12 protein-coding genes are annotated in these 19,793 nt (G+C 65.1%); 1 reads left to right on the top strand and 11 read right to left on the bottom strand.

The annotated features are described in order from the left end of the window. Nucleotides 1-253 precede the first annotated feature (253 nt). The 6 genes from AC0MRV_RS05645 to AC0MRV_RS05670 all read right to left on the bottom strand — a co-directional run bounded on the left by AC0MRV_RS05645 (nucleotide 254) and on the right by AC0MRV_RS05670 (nucleotide 6,560). Entirely contained in the window at nucleotides 254-1,255 is a 1,002-nt protein-coding gene (locus AC0MRV_RS05645) for a FecR family protein (protein ID WP_472763462.1), read from the bottom strand. An 11-nt stretch (nucleotides 1,256-1,266) separates the two neighbouring features. Beyond that, entirely contained in the window at nucleotides 1,267-1,791 is a 525-nt protein-coding gene (locus AC0MRV_RS05650; protein ID WP_472763463.1) for an RNA polymerase sigma factor, read from the bottom strand. 67 nt (nucleotides 1,792-1,858) lie between these two features. After that, complete coding sequence (locus tag AC0MRV_RS05655; protein WP_472763464.1) at nucleotides 1,859-3,400, bottom strand: DUF6265 family protein; 1,542 nt, start codon at nucleotides 3,398-3,400, stop codon at nucleotides 1,859-1,861. 73 nt (nucleotides 3,401-3,473) lie between these two features. Continuing rightward, nucleotides 3,474-4,070, bottom strand: a complete 597-nt coding sequence (locus AC0MRV_RS05660; RefSeq protein ID WP_472763465.1) for a PAS domain-containing protein — start codon at nucleotides 4,068-4,070, stop codon at nucleotides 3,474-3,476. A 213-nt stretch (nucleotides 4,071-4,283) separates the two neighbouring features. Continuing rightward, nucleotides 4,284-5,390, bottom strand: a complete 1,107-nt coding sequence (locus AC0MRV_RS05665; protein WP_472763466.1) for an AraC family transcriptional regulator — start codon at nucleotides 5,388-5,390, stop codon at nucleotides 4,284-4,286. Between the two features lie 18 nt (nucleotides 5,391-5,408). Beyond that, nucleotides 5,409-6,560, bottom strand: a complete 1,152-nt coding sequence (locus AC0MRV_RS05670) for an alpha/beta hydrolase family protein (RefSeq protein ID WP_472763467.1) — start codon at nucleotides 6,558-6,560, stop codon at nucleotides 5,409-5,411. Between the two features lie 64 nt (nucleotides 6,561-6,624). On the opposite strand from AC0MRV_RS05670, the gene AC0MRV_RS05675 reads away from it, so the two are divergent. After that, the gene (locus AC0MRV_RS05675) at nucleotides 6,625-7,173 is read left to right on the top strand and encodes an MOSC domain-containing protein (RefSeq protein WP_472763468.1); all 549 of its coding nucleotides are present in this window, start codon (nucleotides 6,625-6,627) and stop codon (nucleotides 7,171-7,173) included. Here the strand turns inward: AC0MRV_RS05675 and AC0MRV_RS05680 are convergent. From AC0MRV_RS05680 to AC0MRV_RS05700, 5 genes are all read right to left on the bottom strand, one after another. Continuing rightward, nucleotides 7,157-9,385 (bottom strand): ATP-binding protein, encoded by a 2,229-nt coding sequence (locus tag AC0MRV_RS05680; RefSeq protein ID WP_472763469.1) that lies wholly within the window; start codon nucleotides 9,383-9,385, stop codon nucleotides 7,157-7,159. The two genes, AC0MRV_RS05675 and AC0MRV_RS05680, sit on opposite strands and share 17 nt — an antisense overlap. Further along, nucleotides 9,382-10,395, bottom strand: coding sequence for a phosphate/phosphite/phosphonate ABC transporter substrate-binding protein (locus AC0MRV_RS05685; protein ID WP_472763470.1), 1,014 nt, complete (start codon nucleotides 10,393-10,395; stop codon nucleotides 9,382-9,384). Before AC0MRV_RS05685 ends, AC0MRV_RS05680 begins: the two co-directional genes overlap by 4 nt. Continuing rightward, nucleotides 10,392-11,402 carry a phosphate/phosphite/phosphonate ABC transporter substrate-binding protein gene (locus AC0MRV_RS05690; RefSeq protein ID WP_472763471.1) on the bottom strand — a complete coding sequence of 337 codons (1,011 nt, stop codon included), beginning with the start codon at nucleotides 11,400-11,402 and terminating at the stop codon, nucleotides 10,392-10,394. Before AC0MRV_RS05690 ends, AC0MRV_RS05685 begins: the two co-directional genes overlap by 4 nt. Nucleotides 11,403-11,421: 19 nt before the next feature. Further along, nucleotides 11,422-12,945, bottom strand: coding sequence for a TolC family protein (locus AC0MRV_RS05695; protein WP_472763472.1), 1,524 nt, complete (start codon nucleotides 12,943-12,945; stop codon nucleotides 11,422-11,424). A gap of 128 nt (nucleotides 12,946-13,073) precedes the next feature. Beyond that, nucleotides 13,074-19,643, bottom strand: a complete 6,570-nt coding sequence (locus AC0MRV_RS05700) for a PEP-CTERM sorting domain-containing protein (protein ID WP_472763473.1) — start codon at nucleotides 19,641-19,643, stop codon at nucleotides 13,074-13,076. Nucleotides 19,644-19,793: the final 150 nt, after the last annotated feature.

The following is a 19,793-nucleotide window of genomic DNA, read 5'->3' on the forward strand; positions in this document are numbered from 1 at the left end:
CCCACCCGCAAACGCAGAACCCCGAGCTAGTCTCAGGGGTAAACGCAACAGGAGGGTTCAGTAGGGGGTTAGGGGTGCCAGGCGCGATGATTTCTTGCCCGACGTTAAATGAGACGAGCAGTCCCGGGGATTCCGCTAAGAGTTTTTTGGCTCCCGGACCCTCTCCTGATGCATGGCAAATGGGTGGCGATATGCGTCGCCATTTCGCGATGAAAACGCGACGTTCCCGGCCCTTGGCGCGATCCCGCTCGGTCTAGAGCCGACGGCTCAGGACGATGTCTTCGCCGTCGGACTCCGACTGGACGCCGAATCCCACATCCAACAGACGGACAAAGGCTTCCACGTTATCGGCCCGGAAGGTGCCGCCGATCACCATTTCGCCGGTGGTGTCATCGGCGATGACCAGTTGGCGGCGATTGTAGCGGTTGAACTCGGCGATGACCGCCCGCAGCGGCATGGCGGTAAATTCAAGGCGTAGGGATTGCCACGCCAACGCGGCCTCAACTTGGGCGGGCGTGAGCTCAGCCACCGCGATGGCAGTGCCCGGCTCGGCGTCGATTTTGGCCTGTTGACCGGCGGTCAGCAGCGGAAAGGCACGGTCGGCGGCCTGGCCCGAGGAGGAACCCAGTTGGACCTGGCCTTCGGTCACGAGCACCGCGACCTCTTTGGGCGCGAGCGCGACGTTGAAGGCGGTGCCGACGGCGCGAACGGTGAAATCTCCGGCGGACACGACAAAGGGACGGTCCGGGTTCTTGGCCACGATGAAGTGGGCTTCGCCGGAGAGGAGGTGCACGGCGCGTTGCCCGGGGGTAAAGCGGACGTCGACCTCGGCGCCTTCCTTCATTTCGATGCGGGATCCGTCGGCCAGGGTGAGGCGGCGGGGACCCGGGTGCATGATGACGCTGGGTTGCTCCTCGGTCGTGGGTTCGGCCTGGAACCAAACGAGTCCGCTGACGAGCGCGAGAGCGGCGGCGGCGGCGAGCATGGCGCCCTGACGCAGCCGGGAGCGACGTTGCCGGGGCAGAAGCAGATCGGCATTGGGCTGGACGCTGTGAGCGGGGTTCCACTGGTGCAGCGAGTCGAGTCGATCCCACGCGCGGGAGAGGCGGGCAATCTCGGCGCCGTGGATGGGATCTTCGCTGAGCCACTGCAGGTAGGCGTCCTGTTCCGCCGGCGTAAAACCACGATCGCGGGCCGCCATCCATTTGGCGGCCATCGCTTCAGCCGAGGGCTGTTTTTTATCGTGGTCAGACATGCGGTTGAAATTCAGGCGAGGCCCTCGTGGGCGAGATATTTGGCGATGCGTCTCATGCCGTTGCCGATCTGGGATTCGACGGTGTTTTCACTGATGCCCAGGTGCGCAGCGATTTCCTTTTGGGAAAGTCCGTAGATCTTGCGCAGGGTGAGAACTTGGCGGCATTTGTCGGGCAGGGATTGGATGGCTTGGGTGAGGAGTTCCAGTTCCTGGTTGCGCGCGGCGGCTTCCGAAGGCGTGGGCTCCGTATCGTAGACGGGCAGCTCGGCGATTTCCGCCATGGAATCCATCGGCACGATGCGGTGACGACGCAATTGATCGATCGCGAGATTGCGCGCGGTGGTGAACAACATGGCCTGTGGCGAGGTGACGTGGCCGAACACTCGCTCCCGCCAAACCCGCGTGATCGTCTCCTGCACGATGTTGTCGACATCGATGATCGACGGGTAGCGGCCCTGCAACCAGCGGCGAAGCGGTTCAGTGTGCGCGACCAGTTCCTCGCGGAACCATCGATCTTTGTCGGGAGCTTGGGGCATGCGGTCGGACGAGACTCTTCCAGCAGTCGCGCCGAAGTAGGAGGGAGTCGAGCTTTTTGCCGGTGCGTCAGTCGCGACCGAAGTCGAGGTGGCGGCCCATGAACGGCAGCACCCGGGTGGCGAAGCGACCGTCGTCGGTCCACATGCGATCCCAGATGCCGCCGGTGTATTCTTCGGCTTCGTGGGCAACGCCATGACTGGAAAGCAGTCGGCTGAAGCGGCGGTTGGCGATGACATGCGCCTGAGTGGAATCGAAACGGCCCCAGTCGAGCGCGAGTCCGCGCAGGCTGCGCAGGGCCGCGGCGTGGGTGTCGAGCCAGCCGTCGAGCAGGAAGACGGAGGTCATGCGTTGATTGTTTGCCGGAGCCAGCGTCGGCGTGCCGTCGACACTGAGTTCCACCGGAAAATCGCAATGGAAGGGCGCGCGATCGGGATTGGGCAGGAAGGCTTGGCTGATGGCGGTGAAGATGCGGGAGCGACCGTCGCCGGGCACCTCGTCCCACGTGGTGGCGGGGTGCACGCCGGCCCAATTGATGTCGAGCCGGTCGACCGGCAGGTTGCCGCTGCCGGTGGCAACAGGGTGCATCGCGTAGGCGCTGCCGAAGACATCGGGATGGCTCATGGCGAGGGCGAGCGCGCCGCGACCGCCCCAAAAGTCGCCGGTGAGCGCCCGGCTTTCGCGGCGAGGGAGGGTGCGGTAGGTCTGATCGATGAAGGGCACGAGTTCCTCGACGGTGTAGTCGAGCCAACGTCCGCTGGTGCCCGAGTTTTCGTAGAGGCTGCCGGTGGTGGGGCCGGTGTAGTCGCCGATGACGAGGATGAATTCCGCCGTGTCGCCGCGGGCGAAACCGGCTTCGATCTGATGCTGCAGGTTGCCGTCCGCCACCGCTTGGCCGGGGCTCCAAAAGGAACTGTGGCAGAAATAGACCACCGGGTAGCGACGATCCGGGGACGTCGTGTAGCTGGGGGGCAGGTAGACGCGGTGGCTGCGCTCCGGCGAGAGGCCGATGCGGTTGTCGCGCAGGGTTTCGGAGGTGAAGTTGACGGTTTCGATCGAACCGGCCGGCGTCGGTTGGTCGGCGCTTGGTGCGGTCACCCGCTGTTGGGGCACGACGATGACGTAGGGTTCGCCGGTCGCCGGAGTGACGCGGACGGCCACGGTGTGGTGGTTGGGGCCGTCGCGGCGAAAGGTGATGTTTTCAAAGAACCAGGCATCGCCTTCACGTTTCAATAAACGGTGGCGTTCGTAGCCGTCGCGTGGTTCGACGCCGTGAAATTCCGGCGTGAAGTGCTTCACGCGGTATTCGAGCGTGCCGTCGATCTCGACGAAGGTGTTGGCCTCGCTGAAGAGGAAGTCGCCGTTCGGGGTCCATCCCCGGGCAAAACCGGGCAGCTGTCCGGCGGCCGCCGGATAGATGTAGGCTTCCTGATGGTTCTCGCCGATCGGCCCGTTCCAGGCACCGACGAGCCAGTTGAGGTCGGCCAAGGTGGCTGGAGGAGAGGTGCGGGCATCGGGCGCGACCGGGAGCAAGACTGCCGGGGGCGGCTGCGCGCCGACGGTGGCGCTGAGGAACAGGCAACAAACAAGCAGGGGGAGGTGTGGTTTCATCGCCCGCAACGTTAGCCGTGGTTCGGATTGTCGTCGTCCGAACCGTTCGGCCCGAACGCCGGGACGGTGAAAATCAGGCCGACGCGCACGAACAAGACTGCTGCGACTGGTCCCGGCGAAAGTCGGCGAGGTAGCGGTCGGAGCAATCGGGGCAGACCCCGTGGCTGAACTGCGCTCCGGAGTGCTCGCTGATGTAGGCCTCCAACTGGTTCCAGTAGCCCCGGTCGTCGCGAATCTTTTTGCAGCGCATGCAAATGGGGATGAATCCGCTGAGGGTTTTTACCTCGGCGAGGGCCGTCTGCAGTTCGGCCAGATACTGGTCGCGCTCCGCTTCGACCCGCTTGCGGGCGGTGATGTCGAGGATGACGCCACTCCACACCCGCCCCCCGGCCTGGCGAACCGGTCCGGGCCGAGAGGTTAGCTGGATCCACTTTTTCGCGCCGGAAGGGAGCCGAATTCGGACCTCGGACTGGAAGAGGGTTTCGGTGCGGTTGGCTTCCTGATCTTCAGCACGCAGGCGGTCCACATCCGCCGGATCAACCAGGCTCCACAGGAGGTTGGGGACGCGGAGGATGGTGGCGGCGGGATGTTCAAAGATGTCTTCGCACTGCGGGCTGATGTAGAGGAAGCGGCTGCGATTCTCGGTCCAACGCACATAGTCGTAGAGCACACAAGGGATGGTGCTGACGAGGCGGTCCAGTTGCGCGCGTGGGTCGGGTCGGAGGTCCTCCGCGTCTGCAGATTGGCTTGGGCGAAAGGGAAGAGCGGAAACGTCGCGGGACCGGGGCACGGTGTGGTGGTTTCACCACGTCGCAACGGGGAGGCAAGCGTTCGGGCTCACCGCGGTGGCGGGGTGCCCGCCGGCGGGGGTGAACGGCGGGAATCAGGTCTCGCGGCGGTATTCGGTCGGCGTCTTGCCGGTATGACGTTTGAACGCGGTGTTGAAGGTCGACTTCGCGTTGAACCCCACGGCGAGGGCGATCTCCAGCACGGTTTGATCGGGCTGATCGCGCAACATGCGGCGGGCGTCTTCGATGCGGTGCCGATTGAGCAAATCGTAGAAGGTGGTGCCGAGCGTCTGATTGATGGCCTGCGAGACGGTGTGGGGTTTTTCGGCGATCGCGCGGCTGAGGGTGGCGAGGCTGAGCAAGCTGTCGTGGTGGAGCTGCTGGGTGGTGAAGACGCGGTCGAGTTTTTCGCTCACCCGATCGAGGTGCGCGGCGGGCAGGACGGACTTGGCGTATTTCCGGGCCGGCGGCGTTGGCGAAGTCTGCTCGGTCATGGCGGCGGGTTGAAATTCGCGCCGGACGATGAGGTAGAGTGCGCCAATGGTGACGCCGACATCGAGCAGTGAGAAAAGCCCCACCCTCTCGATGGGCGCGTGCGTGGCGCATTGGGCGGTGCGCAGGATGCCGGTGGCCCACGTCGTCGCGACGATGACCAGCGGCAGGTGCAGCCAAGCGCGACCCGCGTCGGGTGCGTGCGCCTGTAGGAGCACGCGGGTGCGGCGCAGGAAGACGGGGGCCTGAATCGCGAACAAGCCGATGCAGATGAGCATGCCCTCGTGGATCCACGCGTGGTGCCAGGCGCGCGGTGGTGGCGTGGGATTGACCCAAGTGGTCGCGCCGTGCGCGGTGGCCATGAGTGGCAGCGTGCAGAGCGTGCCCACGGCGATCGCTGTCCAATGGGGCCAGGAGATTTCACGCAGACGCGGGCTTTCGCCGGTAGCGACCTCCCGCAGCGCGAGCCACAGCAACGGGGCCGTGAGCAGGGAGGAAGACAAGAGTGCCGCGAGCCAGAAAGACTTGTAGGGCGTGCCGGGGTGAGCGGAGAGCAACTCGAGCGCGAAGCCGAGTGTCTCGAGTCCCAGGTAGGCGGTAAAGAGACGCAAGGGCCGGCCGGTGCGGGTGCGGCGTTGGCTCAGCAGACCGGTGCAGAAGACGCAGAGCGCAAGGCCAACCGAGTAGAGCGAAGGTTGCAGTCCGACCATGGCGCCGAAGCCTGCCGGTCACGGGCTGTTTGGCAACGTCACGATGGCGTTCGGGGGCAGCGCATCGGCGGGTAGCGGGTGCCGTGCGGTGATGACGAACAAGTCCTCGTGGGATTGGAGTCTAACCTGAGTGTCGTCGGCGCGGGCGACGTCGAGGCCCCAATGTTCAGCGAGGAAGGCGTAGAGCGCGGCGCGTTTGGACGGGCCGTAGTCGTGACCTTCGTCGGCGAAGTGGGCATTGATCACCGCGTTTGGAGCTTGGTGGAGCGCGTAGATCCGCTGAATGAACGGGAACTCCAGCCGGGGCGTGAACCGGGTCCAGTCGGCGCCATCGGAGAGAATGAGCTGGAGCCGCGGGGCGGCGAGGGCGGCAATCTCGGCGTTGTTGGTGACGTGGGACGGGCGCACGTGGATGGGCAGACCACTTTCGCAAACGCAGCCCCCAAAAAAGTGGGCGGAGACCTGCACGCAAGGTGCGCTGAGGGTCACGCGCCGATCGACGGCGGCGAGGAGGAAGCTCTGGGTGCCGCCGCCGGAGGCACCAGTGACGCCGACGCGAGTGGGGTCGGCACCGGGCAGCGTGAGCAAATAGTCCAGGGCGCGAAGACCGTTCCAGAGCTGCAGGCGGAGGGTCTGGTCGGACGCTTTGTGCCGCCAGCCGGCGCGGTAGGAATCGCCGTAGCCCACCATATCTACGGTCAGCGCGGCGCAGCCCATGCGGGCGAGGTTGGCGGCACGTTGCTGCTCGCTGGCGGAGAAACGCGGGTGGAGGGCGACGTCTTCAACCGGGCCGTGACCGTGGAAGTTCAGCATCAGCGGCAGCGAAGCCGGCAGTGGGTCGGGCAGGTAGAGGTTGCCAGTGAGAAAAAAACCTGGCGCGGTCTCGAGCCGCAATGCTTCGACGGTATAGCCGTTGCTCCGATGCTGGGAGTGTCGCAGGGCAAAGGGAGGCGATCGTTTGGCGAGCGGGGGGAGGCCGGCGCCGGCGAGGATTCCTTCACGAATCTGCTCCGCGCGGACGTAGCGGACGGCCGAGTCGGACACGGTGGCTAGAATTTGATTCAACTCCGCATCGGCCTCCGCGGGCGTAAGGAACTGGCCCTGTCGCAGGGTCTGCCCGGACAGCGAGCTGACGAGGCAGATGGCGAGCAGGAGTCCGGCGCGGCGCATGCCTGGATTGGAGCGATTGCGCGCGGACTTGCGAATTGAATCGGACCGGTCGTTCAATCTGCCGATGAGCACGACCCTGCACCTTGACCCCGAGCAACTGGAAGCCGGCCTGCCTGAAGTGGAGGCGGCCCCCACGGATCAAGGCCGGCTGGAAATGATCGTGCGGCGGCCCGCGACGGATGAGCGCGAGGTTTTGCCGGAGGCGACGCTTTCGACAGCGCTGGGCCTTGAGGGGGATAACTGGAGTCAGGGCAAAGCGAACCCGGAGTGCCAGCTCACCTTGATGAACGCGCGGGCGGCGCAGCTGGTGGCGCGGTCGCGCGAGCGGTGGCCGTTGGCGGGGGATCAGCTTTATGTGGATCTCAATATCGGGGAGCTGAACCTGCCGGTCGGCACGCGCGTCGGCATCGGCGAGAAGGCGGTGGTGGAGGTGACGGCCGAGCCCCACACGGGTTGCTCCAAGTTCGTCGCCCGTTTCGGCCGGGCGGCGATGAAGTTCGTCAATTCGCCGGAAGGGCGCGCGCTGAACCTGCGCGGGATCAATACCCGCGTGGTGCGGGGCGGGGTGATTCGCGTGGGCGACCCGGTGCGGAAGCTCAGCGGGGCGGTTTGAGCGGCAGTTCGAGCACGAAGGTCGCGCCCTGACCCGGGCCGTCGCTGTGAGCAGTGAGCGTGCCGCCCATTTCGCGGGCGTGGTTGGCGCCGCTGTGCAGGCCGAAGCCGTGACCCTGGCGACGGGTGGTGAAACCGTGGGCGAAGATGCGGGTGAGGTTGTCCGCCGGGATGCCGATACCGTTGTCGGTAATGGTGAAACGAATACGTTGGGCCGAGGTCTGCTCCAGCAGGATGATGATGCGCCGGTCGGTCTGATCGGATTCGGTGAGGGCGTTCTTGGCGTTCTGGAACAGGTTGATGCAGATCTGCAGGACCTTGTGTTTGTCGATCACGACCGAAGGGTGCGCCCGGTAATCCCGCACGACCTTGATGTGGTGGCGGGCGAAGCCGGTGGCGTTGATCTGCAGGGCGTCCTCGATCACGTCGGTGAACTGCACCTGTTGTTGGAAACCGGATACCTTGGCGTAGCTTTGCTGCATCGAGACGATGTCCTTGATGTGCTCGATGTTGCGGGTGAGTTGTTCGTTCTCCTTGAGCAGAAAGTCGCGTTCCTCGTCGATGGCCTGGGTAAGTTTGACGAGATACTCGGCGAGCTTTTGGCCGCGCGGGTCCTCGGCGATGAAGCGGGGAAAATCGTCGAGGTTTTCCTCGACGAGGGTGGTGAGGCGGCGGAGGGAGCGGATTTGGGACTCCATCAGGCGCTCGGTCACGAGCGACGATGAGACGTTCACGCTGTTGAGCACGTTGCCGACGTTGTGCAGCACACCGGAGGCAATCTCGGCCATGCCGGCCTGACGCGACGCGGCGATGAGCTGTTGCTGCGCGGCGGCGAGCTCGGCCCGCGCCTGCTCCTTCGCCTCCACTTCGGAGACGAGCTCGCGGGTGCGTTCGGTGACGCGGTGTTCCAAGGTGTTGTTGGCTTCGATGAGGGCGGCTTGCGCCCGTTGCCGGACGATCGTGGCGCCCAGGAGGTCGACGATCGCGCGCAGGCTGTCGAGTTCGGCGGATTCCCAAGCGCGTTCCCGCCGGCATTCCAGCAGGTTGAGGGTTCCCCACGTCTTGCCGTTCACGGCGATGGGGACGACGACGATGGACTTCACGCCCCGGGCCGCCAAGGCATCCCGTTGCGGCTCGGGCAGCTTGGTCGTGTGGGCGATCGTGATCTTCCCTTGGTGCAGGCTCTCGTGCCATGAGTCGAATCCGTGCGTGGCGGGAGCGTATTTTTCCGGCGGGGCTTTATGCAGTTCGGCCGGCAGCTCGGGGTCGACCCAACCATGACGCAGGCGTGCCTGGCCGGGATGCAACGGGTCGTCGACGGATTCGTAGACCGAGATGGAGCTGACGCCGGCGGCGGTGCCGATGTCGGCCAGGACGCGAGGCAGGACCGCCGCCCAGTCCGCGCTCGCGACCAGGGTTTCGGCGGAACGACGCACGCTGCCGAGAATCCGATCCCGTTGCAGCAACGCATCGGTCATGGTGTTGACGGAGGTGGCAAGGGCGCCGATTTCGTCGCTGCGATGCACGGTGGCGCGAGGACTGAAGTCGCCGCGGGCCACGCGCTGCACCACGTTTTGCAGGGCGATGATGGGCTGGACGAGGCGCTTGGCGTAGATCACCGAGGCAATGAGACTCAGCAGGATGCAAACGATGCTGAGCGCCACCGTTGCGCGGTAGAGTGTCGCGACGTTGGCGTTGTAGTCGTCAAGCGAGAGGCCGACATGAACCCAGCCCCACTCGATGGCCGAGTAGTCAAAGGGCGTGGAGTAGTGGTAGACTGGAGTCAGGGAAAGGGAGTTGGTGGCGATGGCCCCGCGGGCCTCCCGGACGTTGGGGTGCCACTCGGGACCGGCCGCAGGGTCGACCCGCCAACCGCTGCGGTCGTTGATGAGGGAAAAGCCGTCGTTGCGCGTGATGACGATGTAGGAAAGCGAAGGGTCCCCGTTGAGCATCTCGATGGCGTTGTCGACGACGCTGCTGTAGTCCTCGTTGATGGCGGCTCCGGCGGTCACGTCACGCAGGGAGACCGAAATGCCGCGAGCTTTGGATTGGAGGCTTTCGAGGTAGATGCGCTTCTGCTCGGGAACGATGAAGGCGACGAAAACCCCGAGGGTCATGACGGTCACGAGCCACGACAGGAGCGCGGTGCGCACGGTGATGCTCAGGCTGCGGCCCGGAGCATGGTCGGTCAGCGTGGTTGCGTTTTTCGTCATCGGACGGGCGGAGCTTGGAGGCGGGTTTGGCGTTCCTTGAGGCGGCGGATCGTATCGAGGTAACGGTCTTCAAAGGGCATCAAACTGCGGATGCGAAAGAGGGTGAGCATCTGGTTGCCGTCGGGATTCTCGTGCAGGTGAGTCAGGGCGTCGGCGATGTCGTTTTTGAAGGTTTCGCTTTCCCAGTCCGTTTCGCGGAACAAGACCAACACATCGGCCAGGCGCTCGGATGTCACGATGGGCGTCAGGCTGCGTTCGACCTGGGGGTTCAGTTCGCACATGAGGCGAAAGCTGGGTTCGTCGACCACGCAGGCATCCGTGTTGCCGAAGAACACCGGCAAGACGACCGCGCTGGGTTTGGTGGAGGTCGTCACGCGGGCAAAGAAGTTTTCGATGTCGGGCAGTTGCTGCTCGGCCAGGAGCACGTTCACCCAGTCGTGGGTCACCGTGGAGTTGGAGAATTCCAACCAGTTGATCGAGCGGTTGCGGAGGTCGGCGAGACTGCTCCAACCGCGATCCTTGTGCACGAGGATCATGAAGCGTCGGCCGGGGGTTGGATCCTCGGCCACAATCCAACGCGGTTTCACCTCCGGGGGCACCTCCATGCGCAGGTAGTCCCAGGCCAGAATGACACTGACGAGCAGGGGATTCTCCTGGCGCGAGAGCGCGACTTGATAGGACTCCGCATCGTAGTAGATCTCGGTGCTGACGTGGGCTTCGTAGCCTTTGTCGCGCGCAATGCGTTGGAGAAAGACACTGTAGGCCGCGGTGGCGTCGTTGACGTTGCTGCTGCGAAAGACGGTGCCGGTGAGCGCCAGCCGCATGTGGTAGTTCGGAGACTCCGACTCCGCGGCCGCCCGGGGAGCGAGCGACGGAGCCAAGCAGACCATCAACGCCAGCCAGCGCCAGCGAAGGAGGCGCGCGAATCTGCGGTTACCTCGGAGCTCGGCCAGGCGAGACCTGCGGTGGCGATTGATGCCAGCCCAAAGTTGGATGGTCGAAGCCTTCACGGGGATGCAGCGGGGGGCGGAAGTTCGGTCGGCGCGGCCGGGGCGTCGTCCAAGCGTTCGTTCTGACGGAGCAGTTCGAAAGCGGGTTCGAGGTCTTCCCAAGTCGCAGTGGCGAGCTCCTGTTGTTGAAACAACATCGTGATTTGATTGGCCGCAGGATCGGAGCCTGAGTTGATAAAGACCTCCATGACCCGGTCGATGAGGTCGGAATCGGTATCGGCGCGAAAGAAGAACAACGATGACACGATCGGGTCGGACGTGCGGATCGCGACGAGCTTCTGGCCCAGCTGAGGATTGAGCTCCACGAGCAAATCGAAACCCGCCCGGTGGACAAGGCAGGCGTCGACCTGAGCAAAGAACACGGGCAGCACGGCGGCGGACATCTTTTCGACCCGCTTGACGGTGTCGAAATGCGTGTCCAGACGCGGCAGGGACGCGCTTGTCAGCTCATGGTTCAACCAGGGCTCGATGACGGTGGAGCGCGGAGAGCGGTGGACGTTCAGGGACTTGCCCTTGAGATCGGCGAGGGATCGCATGCCGGTTTCGCGCCGGATAATCAGGACATACTCATCGCCGATGAGACCATTGTTCAGCGCGAGGACGATACGTCCCACCGGGGCTTTGTCCCGCACGTGCCAGAACTCGTCAATGGTGAGGGCAATGGCTTCGACCTCGCGCTGTTGAAGCGCCTGATCGAGTTCGGATTGGCCCGGTATCACCACGACATCGGGCGAAACCGGCAGGTGGTGTTCGCGGGCGATTTGCTGGGTCCAGACCTTGATCGCGGCGCGGGCATCGTTGATGTTCACTCCGTCGAAAACGCGCGCGGTGAAGCCGAAGCGAAGCTGGGTCGGTGCGCTCGCGGTCTCAGCGGCGCGGAGGGGAAGCGTGACCAGCGTCAGCACTGCGGTCAGCACCAGCGGCCAGCGCCTCGGCCAAGCGCGCCAGCGACAGGCCGACGCAGCGTTGCCGGGAATGGACCAGAGGTTGTGGAAGGGGTTCAGCACCGCGCGTCTCTGGGCTTGCTCATTGGGTGAACAATTGCCCGCGAAGTTCCGTGCCTACGACCAGCTGCAATTGGGATTGCAGGGCGAGGTGGTCGTAGAGCGCCTTTTGATGGGTGGCGATCATGAGTGCTTCCATGAGTTGGGCGCGGATGACCTTTTCGGTTTCAACCAGCTCGGCCTGGTAGGCGCGGGTATTGAGGTCGCGGTTTTCGACGGCGGCGGTCATGGCGGCGTGGGAGGAGTCCCGCGATTTCTCCGCGGCGGAAAGACTGAGCACGATGTCACGCACGCGCAGGCCGATGCCCTCGCGGAGCAGGAGCTTTTGTTCCTGGAGTTGGTTCACACGGGCACGGGCGGCGGCGATTTCGTGGCGAGTTTTGAAGCCGTCGAAGACGGGCAACTCCAGGCCGATGCCAACGCTGTAGCCCTCTTTGTTTTCGGGCGTGGCCATGCCGGTATCGACGGAGTTCCACCAACGATGCAGCCGACCGGTGAGGGCGATCTTCGGTTGATGGCCGCTGCGGGCAGTGCGCTCGGCGCCCTCGGCCGCGCGGAGGCCGGCTTCGAGGCGTCCCCAGTCGGGGCTGAATTCGTAGGCGGCGCTGACGAGGCTGGGGAGGTTCGGTGTGAGGGGCAGCCAGGGCAGTTCGGTGTCGGCGGGAATGACGCTTTCCTGCCAGCCTCGGCCCATGGTGAAGGCGAGGGCGGCACTCGCCATCTCGGCGTTCTTGTCAAGTTGCGCGACCATGCCGCGGAGGGATTCGACCATCACGGTGTTGTCGAGGAAGTCGGTCTTCTTCACCGTGCCGGAGCCCTCCTGATAGAGCGACTCGGTCAGATCGAGGGTGGCCTGCATGCGGGCGAGGGTGTCGTTGCCGACGGTTTGCAGTCGGCGGGCGAGCACGGCGCCGTAGTAGAGACGTTTTACGCTGTCGACGATCTGCAGATCGGTGCGACGGGCTTCCTGCAGCATGAGGTCGCGGTAGCCGGCGGCCTGCTCGCGATAGCCTTTGCGCATGCCGCCGTCGTAAAGGAGCCAGGTGGCGTCGAGGGCGACGGAGGACACATCGCGGTCCCGCAAGGTGATTTCCTGCGGTGGCACCGGAAAGAGGCTGGCCGGGGTGTTGATGCTCTGGGCGGGCGTGGAGACGGGGAGCTGCACGGGATTGGGCCCGAGCACGCCGGCGGGGATATTGATCAAAGCCGTGCCGGCCGGCACCTCCACCGTTTGCGGCGGGATATACATCTGGGTCGCCGGAAAGACGTAGTTGGGGTTCTCGTCCATGCGCTCGAAGCCGGCAGTCAGGTTGACCTGCGGCCAGTAGCCCGACATCGCCTGACTGTGGCGGGCCTCGGCCATGGCGACGGCGAATTGGGAGGCCGGGCGCTCGTGGTTGTTGGCGAGAGCGGCCTCGATGCATTGCTCGAGGGTCATTGTCGGCCCGTCGGCGGCAGCGGCGAGCGCGGGTAAACAGGCGAGCGCGAGGGCTTTGGCTCCCACGGTGAGTTGACGGGTGGCGACGGTGAATTTGGCGAAATTCATGAAGGGACCAACGGATCAAGTTTAACCTGCCTTGAGAACTAAACAGGTGTTTGTCCCCAGACATATCGATCCCGCACAACCCCTTCAAGTGGCGGTTTGGGGGGAACTTACGTAGCCTGGGGTGAGAACTACCGCCTTCTGCGGCGTAGATTGACCAGCAGGATGAGCGCGCACCCCGTGATCATGAGCGCCCAGGTGGACGGTTCCGGCACGGCGGCGAAGCTGGTGGAGGTGAGCGCGAAGGTGCCGCTGAGGGCATCGAAACTGGTGTCGAACGTCCAACCGGGGAGCAGGCCGGTGACCGTGACGTCGGAGGCGTCGGTGAAGGTGCCGTTGACGTTGAAGAAGTTGAAGGTGTCGCCGGGTGAGGGAGCGTAGTTGTTGGAGAAGGCGAGTTCGATCACGCCGCCGCTGAGGTCCATGTTGCCGGTGACATTGACGACGTCGTAGTCGATGCCGGCGATGGCGCCGGTGATCTCGATGGTGAACAGGCTGCCGGAGTAGAGAATGAGGTCGCCGTCGATGGTGAGGGTGCCGGGGGAGAGGCCGGGGGCGAGTTCGCCGCCATTGAACTCCACGTCGCCGACGATCGTGCCGGTGCCGCGGAGGACGCCGCCGTTGATCTGGAGCGGACTGTTGCGTTTGAAAAGCGTGCCGCCGGTGACTTCGGTGATGCCGGCGGTCTGGGTGAAGAGGCCGTCGAGGTAGAGTTCGCCGGACTGCACACTGAGGGTGCCGGAGTTGAAAAAGGAGGTGCCGGAATCAACGATGGTCTGGCCGCTGCCGGTCGAGGTCACATTGAAGGTGCCCTCGTTGTAGATCAGCGAGGTGGCGGCATTGTCGCCGTCGAAATAGACGCGGTCGTTGGTGGAGCCGGGATTGGCGATGGTGACGGTGCCGGTGTTGCGGAAAATCGCTTGGTCGGTCGAGGTGCCTTGGAGGCCCAGAAAGGTGTGGTAGCTGGTGCTGCCCGCGCCGTCGGGATCGGACAGGGTGAAGGTGCCGGAATTGACCAACTCGGTGCCGGCCCGGACGTCGAAGGTGCTCGAACCGTTGGCGCGGGAGAGGGTGGAGGCGCCGGCGAGGGTTTTGGTGCCGGCGCCGGCCAGCACGCCGTCGATGAGGGTCGCGCTCCCGGTGACGGTGAAGGTGTTGGCGGTGTCGAGGGTGCCGCTGGTTTGGGTGAAGGTGGTGACGGTGGTTTCGCCCGGCAGGTTCAGGGCGCCGCTGGAGAGAGTGAGGGTATCGAGGGTGTAGCCGTCGTTGAGGGTGAGCGTGCCGCCGTTGAGGGTGAGGGAAGGCAGGTCAAAGACGGCGCCGCTCTGGAAGGTCGCCGTGGTGCCGGAGGAAACCTGGAGGTTGCCGGCGCCGGTGACCGAGGCGGTCGGCGTGAAGGTGAAACTGCCATTGTCGAGGTCGAGGATCGTGTCGCTCGCGAGCAGGAAGTCACCCGCGGTGGAACCGCCGTCGCCGCCCTGCAGGATGAGGCGACCGATGTTGAGGTTGACGGTGCCGGTGTTGGTGAAGGCAAGTCCGGTATCGACGATCACGTAGCCGGGTCCGGTGCCATCGAGGTTCCAGGTGCCGGCATTGGTGAAGGTATTGTGGGCGTTGCCAGTGCCGTCGAAGATGACGCGGTCGTCGGAATCGGTCGCGGTGGTGGTGGTGAGCGTGCCGGTGTTGGTGAAGGACGTGGGGGCGGTCGAATCGCCGAAGAAGCGCAGGTAGAGGTGGTAGCTCGTGCCACCGGCGCCGCTCGGTTCGATGAGCGTGAGGTCGCCGGTGTTGGTGAAGTCCACGCCGGCGTTGAAATCGAGGTAGCGCGATGACACTCCGGTCGGCCGCTCGTAGGTGGAGGTGCCGCCGAGGGAGATGGGGCCGCTGCCGTAAAAGTCGAAGGAGCCGAGCGTGGCGTTGTTGAGCGTGAGCGCGGCGTTGGCGGTGAGCTTGCCGCCGGTGAGGGTGGCGGAATTCGCTGAGGAGGCGTTGTCGAGTTCCAGATCGCCGCTGGTGACGGTGAGCTGGTCGAGTTCGGCGCCGTCGGGCAGGGCGAGTGAACCGCCGTTGATGACGAGGTTGGCCAGGCTGAAGGTCGCGCCGCTTTGAAGGGTCGTGGTGCCGAGGCTCACCTCCAGGGTGCCGTCACCGGCAAGAGAGGCCGCGGGGGTGAAGGTGTAGTCGGCGGCATCAAGGTCGAGGGTCGCGCCGGCGGCGACGTTGAAGGTGCCGGAGGTCGAGCCGCCGTCGCCGCCCTGGAGGGTCAGGCGGCCGGCGCCGAGGTTGACGATGCCGGAGTTGGTGAAGGTCATGCCATGGTCGACGATGACCCAGCCGGCGCCGCCGGTGAGGTCCCAGGTGCCGGTGTTGAGAAAGAGATTATGGGCGGCGGTGTAACCGTCGAAAATGATGCGATCGTCGCTGTCGGTCTCGGTGAAGGTCGTGAGGGTGCCGGCGTTGGTGAAGGTGACGGTGCCGAGGTCGGCCCGGCCGTTGAGGTGGATGTAGACGTGATTGCCGTGGCTGTCGTAATCGGCGAGGGTGAGGTGCCCGGTATTCAGAATGGAACTACCGGCGGTGACGTTGAGGTCGTTGTGGCCGGCACTGCCGGAGCGCGCGATGGTGGTGTTGCCGGCGAAGGTTTTAAGCCCGCTGCCTGCGATGGTGCTGTCGGTGAGCGTGACGTCGCCGTTGAGGGTAAGCGCGCCGGCTCCGCTGAGGTTGCCGTTGCTGAGCGTGATTGAGGCGATGTCGAGGGTGGTGGCGTCGGCGAAGTCGGCGGTGGCGTTGCTATCGATGCGGAGGAGCCCGTCACCGGTGATGGTGGTGCCGGCGAGGAAGGTTTTGGCGGTGTGGCTGAACTCAAGGATCGCGCCGGCGGCAACCTGCCAGGTGCCGGACGAACCATTGTCGGTGAGGCTCTGCAGTTCCAAGGTGCCACCGTCGACGTTCACGGTGCCGGTGTTGTCGAAGGTCATCGCGGTATCCAACAGGACGCGGCCGTCACCGGCGGAGCTGGCGGTGAAGGTGCCGGCGTTGACCAGGTGGTTGTAGGTGGCGCTGGAGCCGTCGAAGACGACCTCGTCGGCGCTGTCGGCACCGGTGGTGGCGATGAGGGTGGCGCCGGCCAGATTGGTAAAAGTCGCGGCGCCGCTGCTGTTGCCGCGCAGATAGATGATGGCGTCGGACGCGGACCCGCCGGCGTCGGAAACGGTCAGGGTGCCGGCGTTGGCGAGGGAGGCGGTGGGACTCAGTTGGAACCAAGTGGCGGCTTCGCTGCCGGTGCGGGCGAGCGTGCTGTCGCCCCCGAGGGTGATGCTGCCCGGGCCGTCGAAGTAGAACTGGTGCAGGTCGACGGAGCCGGGGATATTGAGGTCGGCGGTGCCGCCGAGGTGGCCGTTGATGAATTCGACGTGGTCGGCGTCGAGCGAAGCGCCGGTGTCAAAGTTCACCGTGGCCCCGGCCACCCGAAAGGTGCCGGTGCCGGCGACCGCGGCGCCGTTGGCGAACGTTTGGCTGCTGGCCGCGGCGGCGTAGACGCTGCCGGAGTGGAGGTTGAAGGTGCCGGTGTGACCGGTGTCGGTCGGGGCGTGCACGTAGAAGGTGGCGCCGCTGACATTGATCTCGCCGGTGTTGTCAAAGGTGGTCGCGCTGTCGATCTCGGCGTAGCCGTCGCCGGTGGAGCTGAGGTTGAGGGTGCCGGCGTTGAGGATGTGGTTGTAGGTCGCACTGGAGCCGTCGAAGTAGATGCGATCTTCGGCATCGGCGCCGAGGTTGAGGTCCAAGGTGGCGCCGGCGAGATTGGTGAAGGTGGCGGCGCCGTTGGAGTTGCCGCGCAGGTAGATGTGCGTGTCGGCGGCCGAGGCATCGGTGTCGCTGATGGTGAAGGTGCCGGCGTTCTCGACCGTGGCGCCGTAGTTGAGCTCGATCCAGCGGTAGGGGGAGGAACCGCTGCGGCTGAGGGTGGAGGTGCCGTTGAAGCGGGCGGTGCCGGGGCCGTCGAAATCGAACTGGGTGAAGGTGACGGTGCCGGCGAAGGTGGAGGTGCCGTCGTTTTGGAGCCGACCGCCGGTGAGGTTCGCGTTTTGGAAGGATTGGCCGGTGGCGAGTTCGAGGATGCCGCCGGTGAGTTCGAGGTGATCGGTGTCGAGGGTGGCGCCGGCGAGGAAGCGGGCGGTGCCGCTGGAGACCGCGGTGGTGCCTGAGCCCGAGACACTGGCGCCGGCGGCGAGCTCGGAGACGCGGCCGGCAAACTCGAGTGTCGCACCGGTGAAGACGGTGAAGCTGCCGGTGGAGGCGGTGTTGCTCCCGCCTTGCAGGATGAGCGCACCGCCGGAGATGGAGACGGTGCCGTCGTTGGTGAAGGTGGCCCCGCCGGTGACGGTGACGCGACCGTTGCCGGTGGAGCTTACGTTGAGGGTGCCCTGGTTGAGCACATGGTTGTGGTTGAAACTGGAGCCGTTGAACCAGATGCGATCGAGCGCGTCTTCGCCGGTGGAGAAGTCGAGGGTGGCGCCAGCGAGATTGGTGAAGGTGGCGTCACCGCCGGTTGAGTTGCCCGCGAGGTAGATGTGGGTGTCGGCGCCCTCGCCGTGGAAATCGGAGAGGGAGAACATGCCGGCGTTGGCGATGGCGGCGCCGGGGTTGAGCTGGATCCATTCGTAGGCCCCGCCTTGGGCGCGCGCCAGGTTGGTCATACCGGAAAGGGTGAGTGTGCCGGGTCCGCTGAGGTAGGATTGGTAGATGTCGACGTCGCCGGTGAGGGTGAGGTCGGCGGCGGCGACCAACGTGCCGTTGGTGAGCTTGACCTGGTCGGTCGTGAGGGTGCTGCCGGCGTTGAAGGTCGCGGTGGAGCCGCCGAGGAGGAAGGTGCCGGCGCCGGAAATGTCGGCGCCGCTGCCAAAACTTTGCTGGCCGGAGTCGAGATGGAGGACCGCGCCGCCCGAGAGGACAAAGTCGCCAGTCGAGGCAGCGGTGCTGTTGCCCTGCCAGACCAGGCTGCCGCCGGTGAGGTAGAGTTCGCCGTGGTTTTCGAAACTGACGCCCCAGTCGAAGGTGGTGCGGCTGTCGGGACCGTCGGCGGACACCGTGATGGAGCCGTAGTTGAAGAACGCGTTGTGGGCGGTGGAGCTGCCGTCGATGAAGATACGGTCGGAGGACTCCCCGCCGGTGTGGAAAGTGAGGGTGGCGTCGGCGAGGTTGGTGAAGGTGGCGTCGCCGGAAGTGGTGCCGCGGAGGTAGAGGTGGGCGTCGTTGCCGGAGTTGCCGGTGTCGGTGACGGTGAAGTCGCCGGCGTTGCGGAGGTGGGCGCCGGCGTTGAGTTGAACCCACTGATAAACGGTGGAGCCGCTGCGGCTGATCGCACCGGAGCCGGTGAGCGTCATGACGCCAGGGCCGCTGAGGTAGAACTGGCGAAAGATGGTATCACCGGAAATGGTGAGATCGGCGTTGGCGGTGAGGGCGCCAAATCCAAAGTCGATCTGCTCGATACCGAGGGTTGATCCAGAATCAAACACCGCGGAGCCACCGGCAAAATCAAGGGTGCCGGCGCCGTTGAGCGTGGCACCATTGCCGAAGGTGTGGACGTTGGCATCGAGTTCGAGGGTCGCACCGGCGGCCACATTGAAAGCTCCGGTCGAGGCGCCGTCGGAGGGGCCTTGCAGGACGAGGGTGCCGGAGTTCAGATTGAGCGTGCCGGCGTTGGTGAAGGTGGTGCCGCCGTCGAACACGGTGCTGCCGTCGCCGGTCGAGGAGACGTTGAGGAGGCCGAGGTTTACGAAGTGGTTGTAGGCTGAGGAAGAACCGTCGACATAGATGATGTCGGCCGGGCTGGCGCCGGTGCTGAAGTGGAGCGTGGCGTCGGCGAGGTTGGTGAAGTTGACGGCGCTGGAACTGTCACCGCGCAGGTAGAGATAGACGTCGTTGCTGTTGCCGTCGGCATCGCTGAAGGTGAAGGTGCCGCTGTTTTCAACGTCGCTCCCTGGATACAGGTAAAGCCACTTGTAGGATTCGGTGCCGGTGCGCGAGAGGGTGGTCGTGCCGGCGAAGGTGGTGAGGCCCGTGCGATTGATGTAGTAGCGGCTGATCGCGGTGGAGCCATCGAAGGTCACATCGCCGGTGCCACCCAAGTTGCCGCTGGTGAGGGTGGAGTCGGTGAAACGATGAGCCTGGGTGACGCTCAGCGTGCCGGTGGTTTGGTCGAGCGCGCCGGTAAAGGTATCGGCGGTGGTGAGCTCGGTGGTGCCGGCTTGGACGATGAGGTCGACGGCGCCGGAGATGATGTGGTCAAACGTGCCGCCGCCCGTTTCGGCGAAGATGAGCTGGGCGCCGTCGACGCCGGTGATGGTGGTCGCGCCACCAAGGTCGGAGGTGAGCACACCACCGCGGATATCGAGTTCGCCGAGGGCGCCGAGATTGATGCCGGTGGTGAGCGTGAGTGTCGCGTCGTCGACCGTCAGCAAACCGTCGGTGATGGAGAGGAGGTCGGCCGTCGCGGTGTTGGCGGCGCCGTTGAGCAGGACGGAATCACCGTTGGCCAGGGTGACGATGTCGGTGGCGCTGGGAACGCTGGCGGGGCTCCAGTTGGTGGCCTCAAGCCAAGAGGTGTTGGTGCCGCCGGTCCACAGGACCGACTGTGCGGTCGCGGCCGCGGGGAGCGAAAGGAGGGAAGTCAGTATGCCGAGCCGGAGAAGACGTGACACACCGGGTTGGGAGTGAGGGACCGGCATGGCTTCACGGGGTGAAGGAGGCGAACGATGGGTTCGTTCGGAAAATTACAGCACAGCTTATACCCACGAAAAGGCCTTAATGCCTTTTTTTGGCACTAACCGGCCCGCGCGGCGGGGGGACTC

The sequence above is a fragment of the Actomonas spartinae genome, from assembly GCF_051209155.1.
GTDB lineage: Bacteria > Verrucomicrobiota > Verrucomicrobiia > Opitutales > Opitutaceae > Actomonas.

Excerpts from the sequence above, each read along its gene's own strand:
- AC0MRV_RS05645 (WP_472763462.1), bottom strand. The coding sequence starts at position 1,255 with ATGTCTGACCACGATAAAAAACAGCCCTCGGCTGAAGCGATGGCCGCC.
- AC0MRV_RS05650 (WP_472763463.1), bottom strand. The coding sequence starts at position 1,791 with ATGCCCCAAGCTCCCGACAAAGATCGATGGTTCCGCGAGGAACTGGTC.
- AC0MRV_RS05655 (WP_472763464.1), bottom strand. The coding sequence starts at position 3,400 with ATGAAACCACACCTCCCCCTGCTTGTTTGTTGCCTGTTCCTCAGCGCC.
- AC0MRV_RS05665 (WP_472763466.1), bottom strand. The coding sequence starts at position 5,390 with ATGGTCGGACTGCAACCTTCGCTCTACTCGGTTGGCCTTGCGCTCTGC.
- AC0MRV_RS05670 (WP_472763467.1), bottom strand. The coding sequence starts at position 6,560 with ATGCGCCGCGCCGGACTCCTGCTCGCCATCTGCCTCGTCAGCTCGCTG.
- AC0MRV_RS05675 (WP_472763468.1), top strand. The coding sequence starts at position 6,625 with ATGAGCACGACCCTGCACCTTGACCCCGAGCAACTGGAAGCCGGCCTG.
- AC0MRV_RS05680 (WP_472763469.1), bottom strand. The coding sequence starts at position 9,385 with ATGACGAAAAACGCAACCACGCTGACCGACCATGCTCCGGGCCGCAGC.
- AC0MRV_RS05695 (WP_472763472.1), bottom strand. The coding sequence starts at position 12,945 with ATGAATTTCGCCAAATTCACCGTCGCCACCCGTCAACTCACCGTGGGA.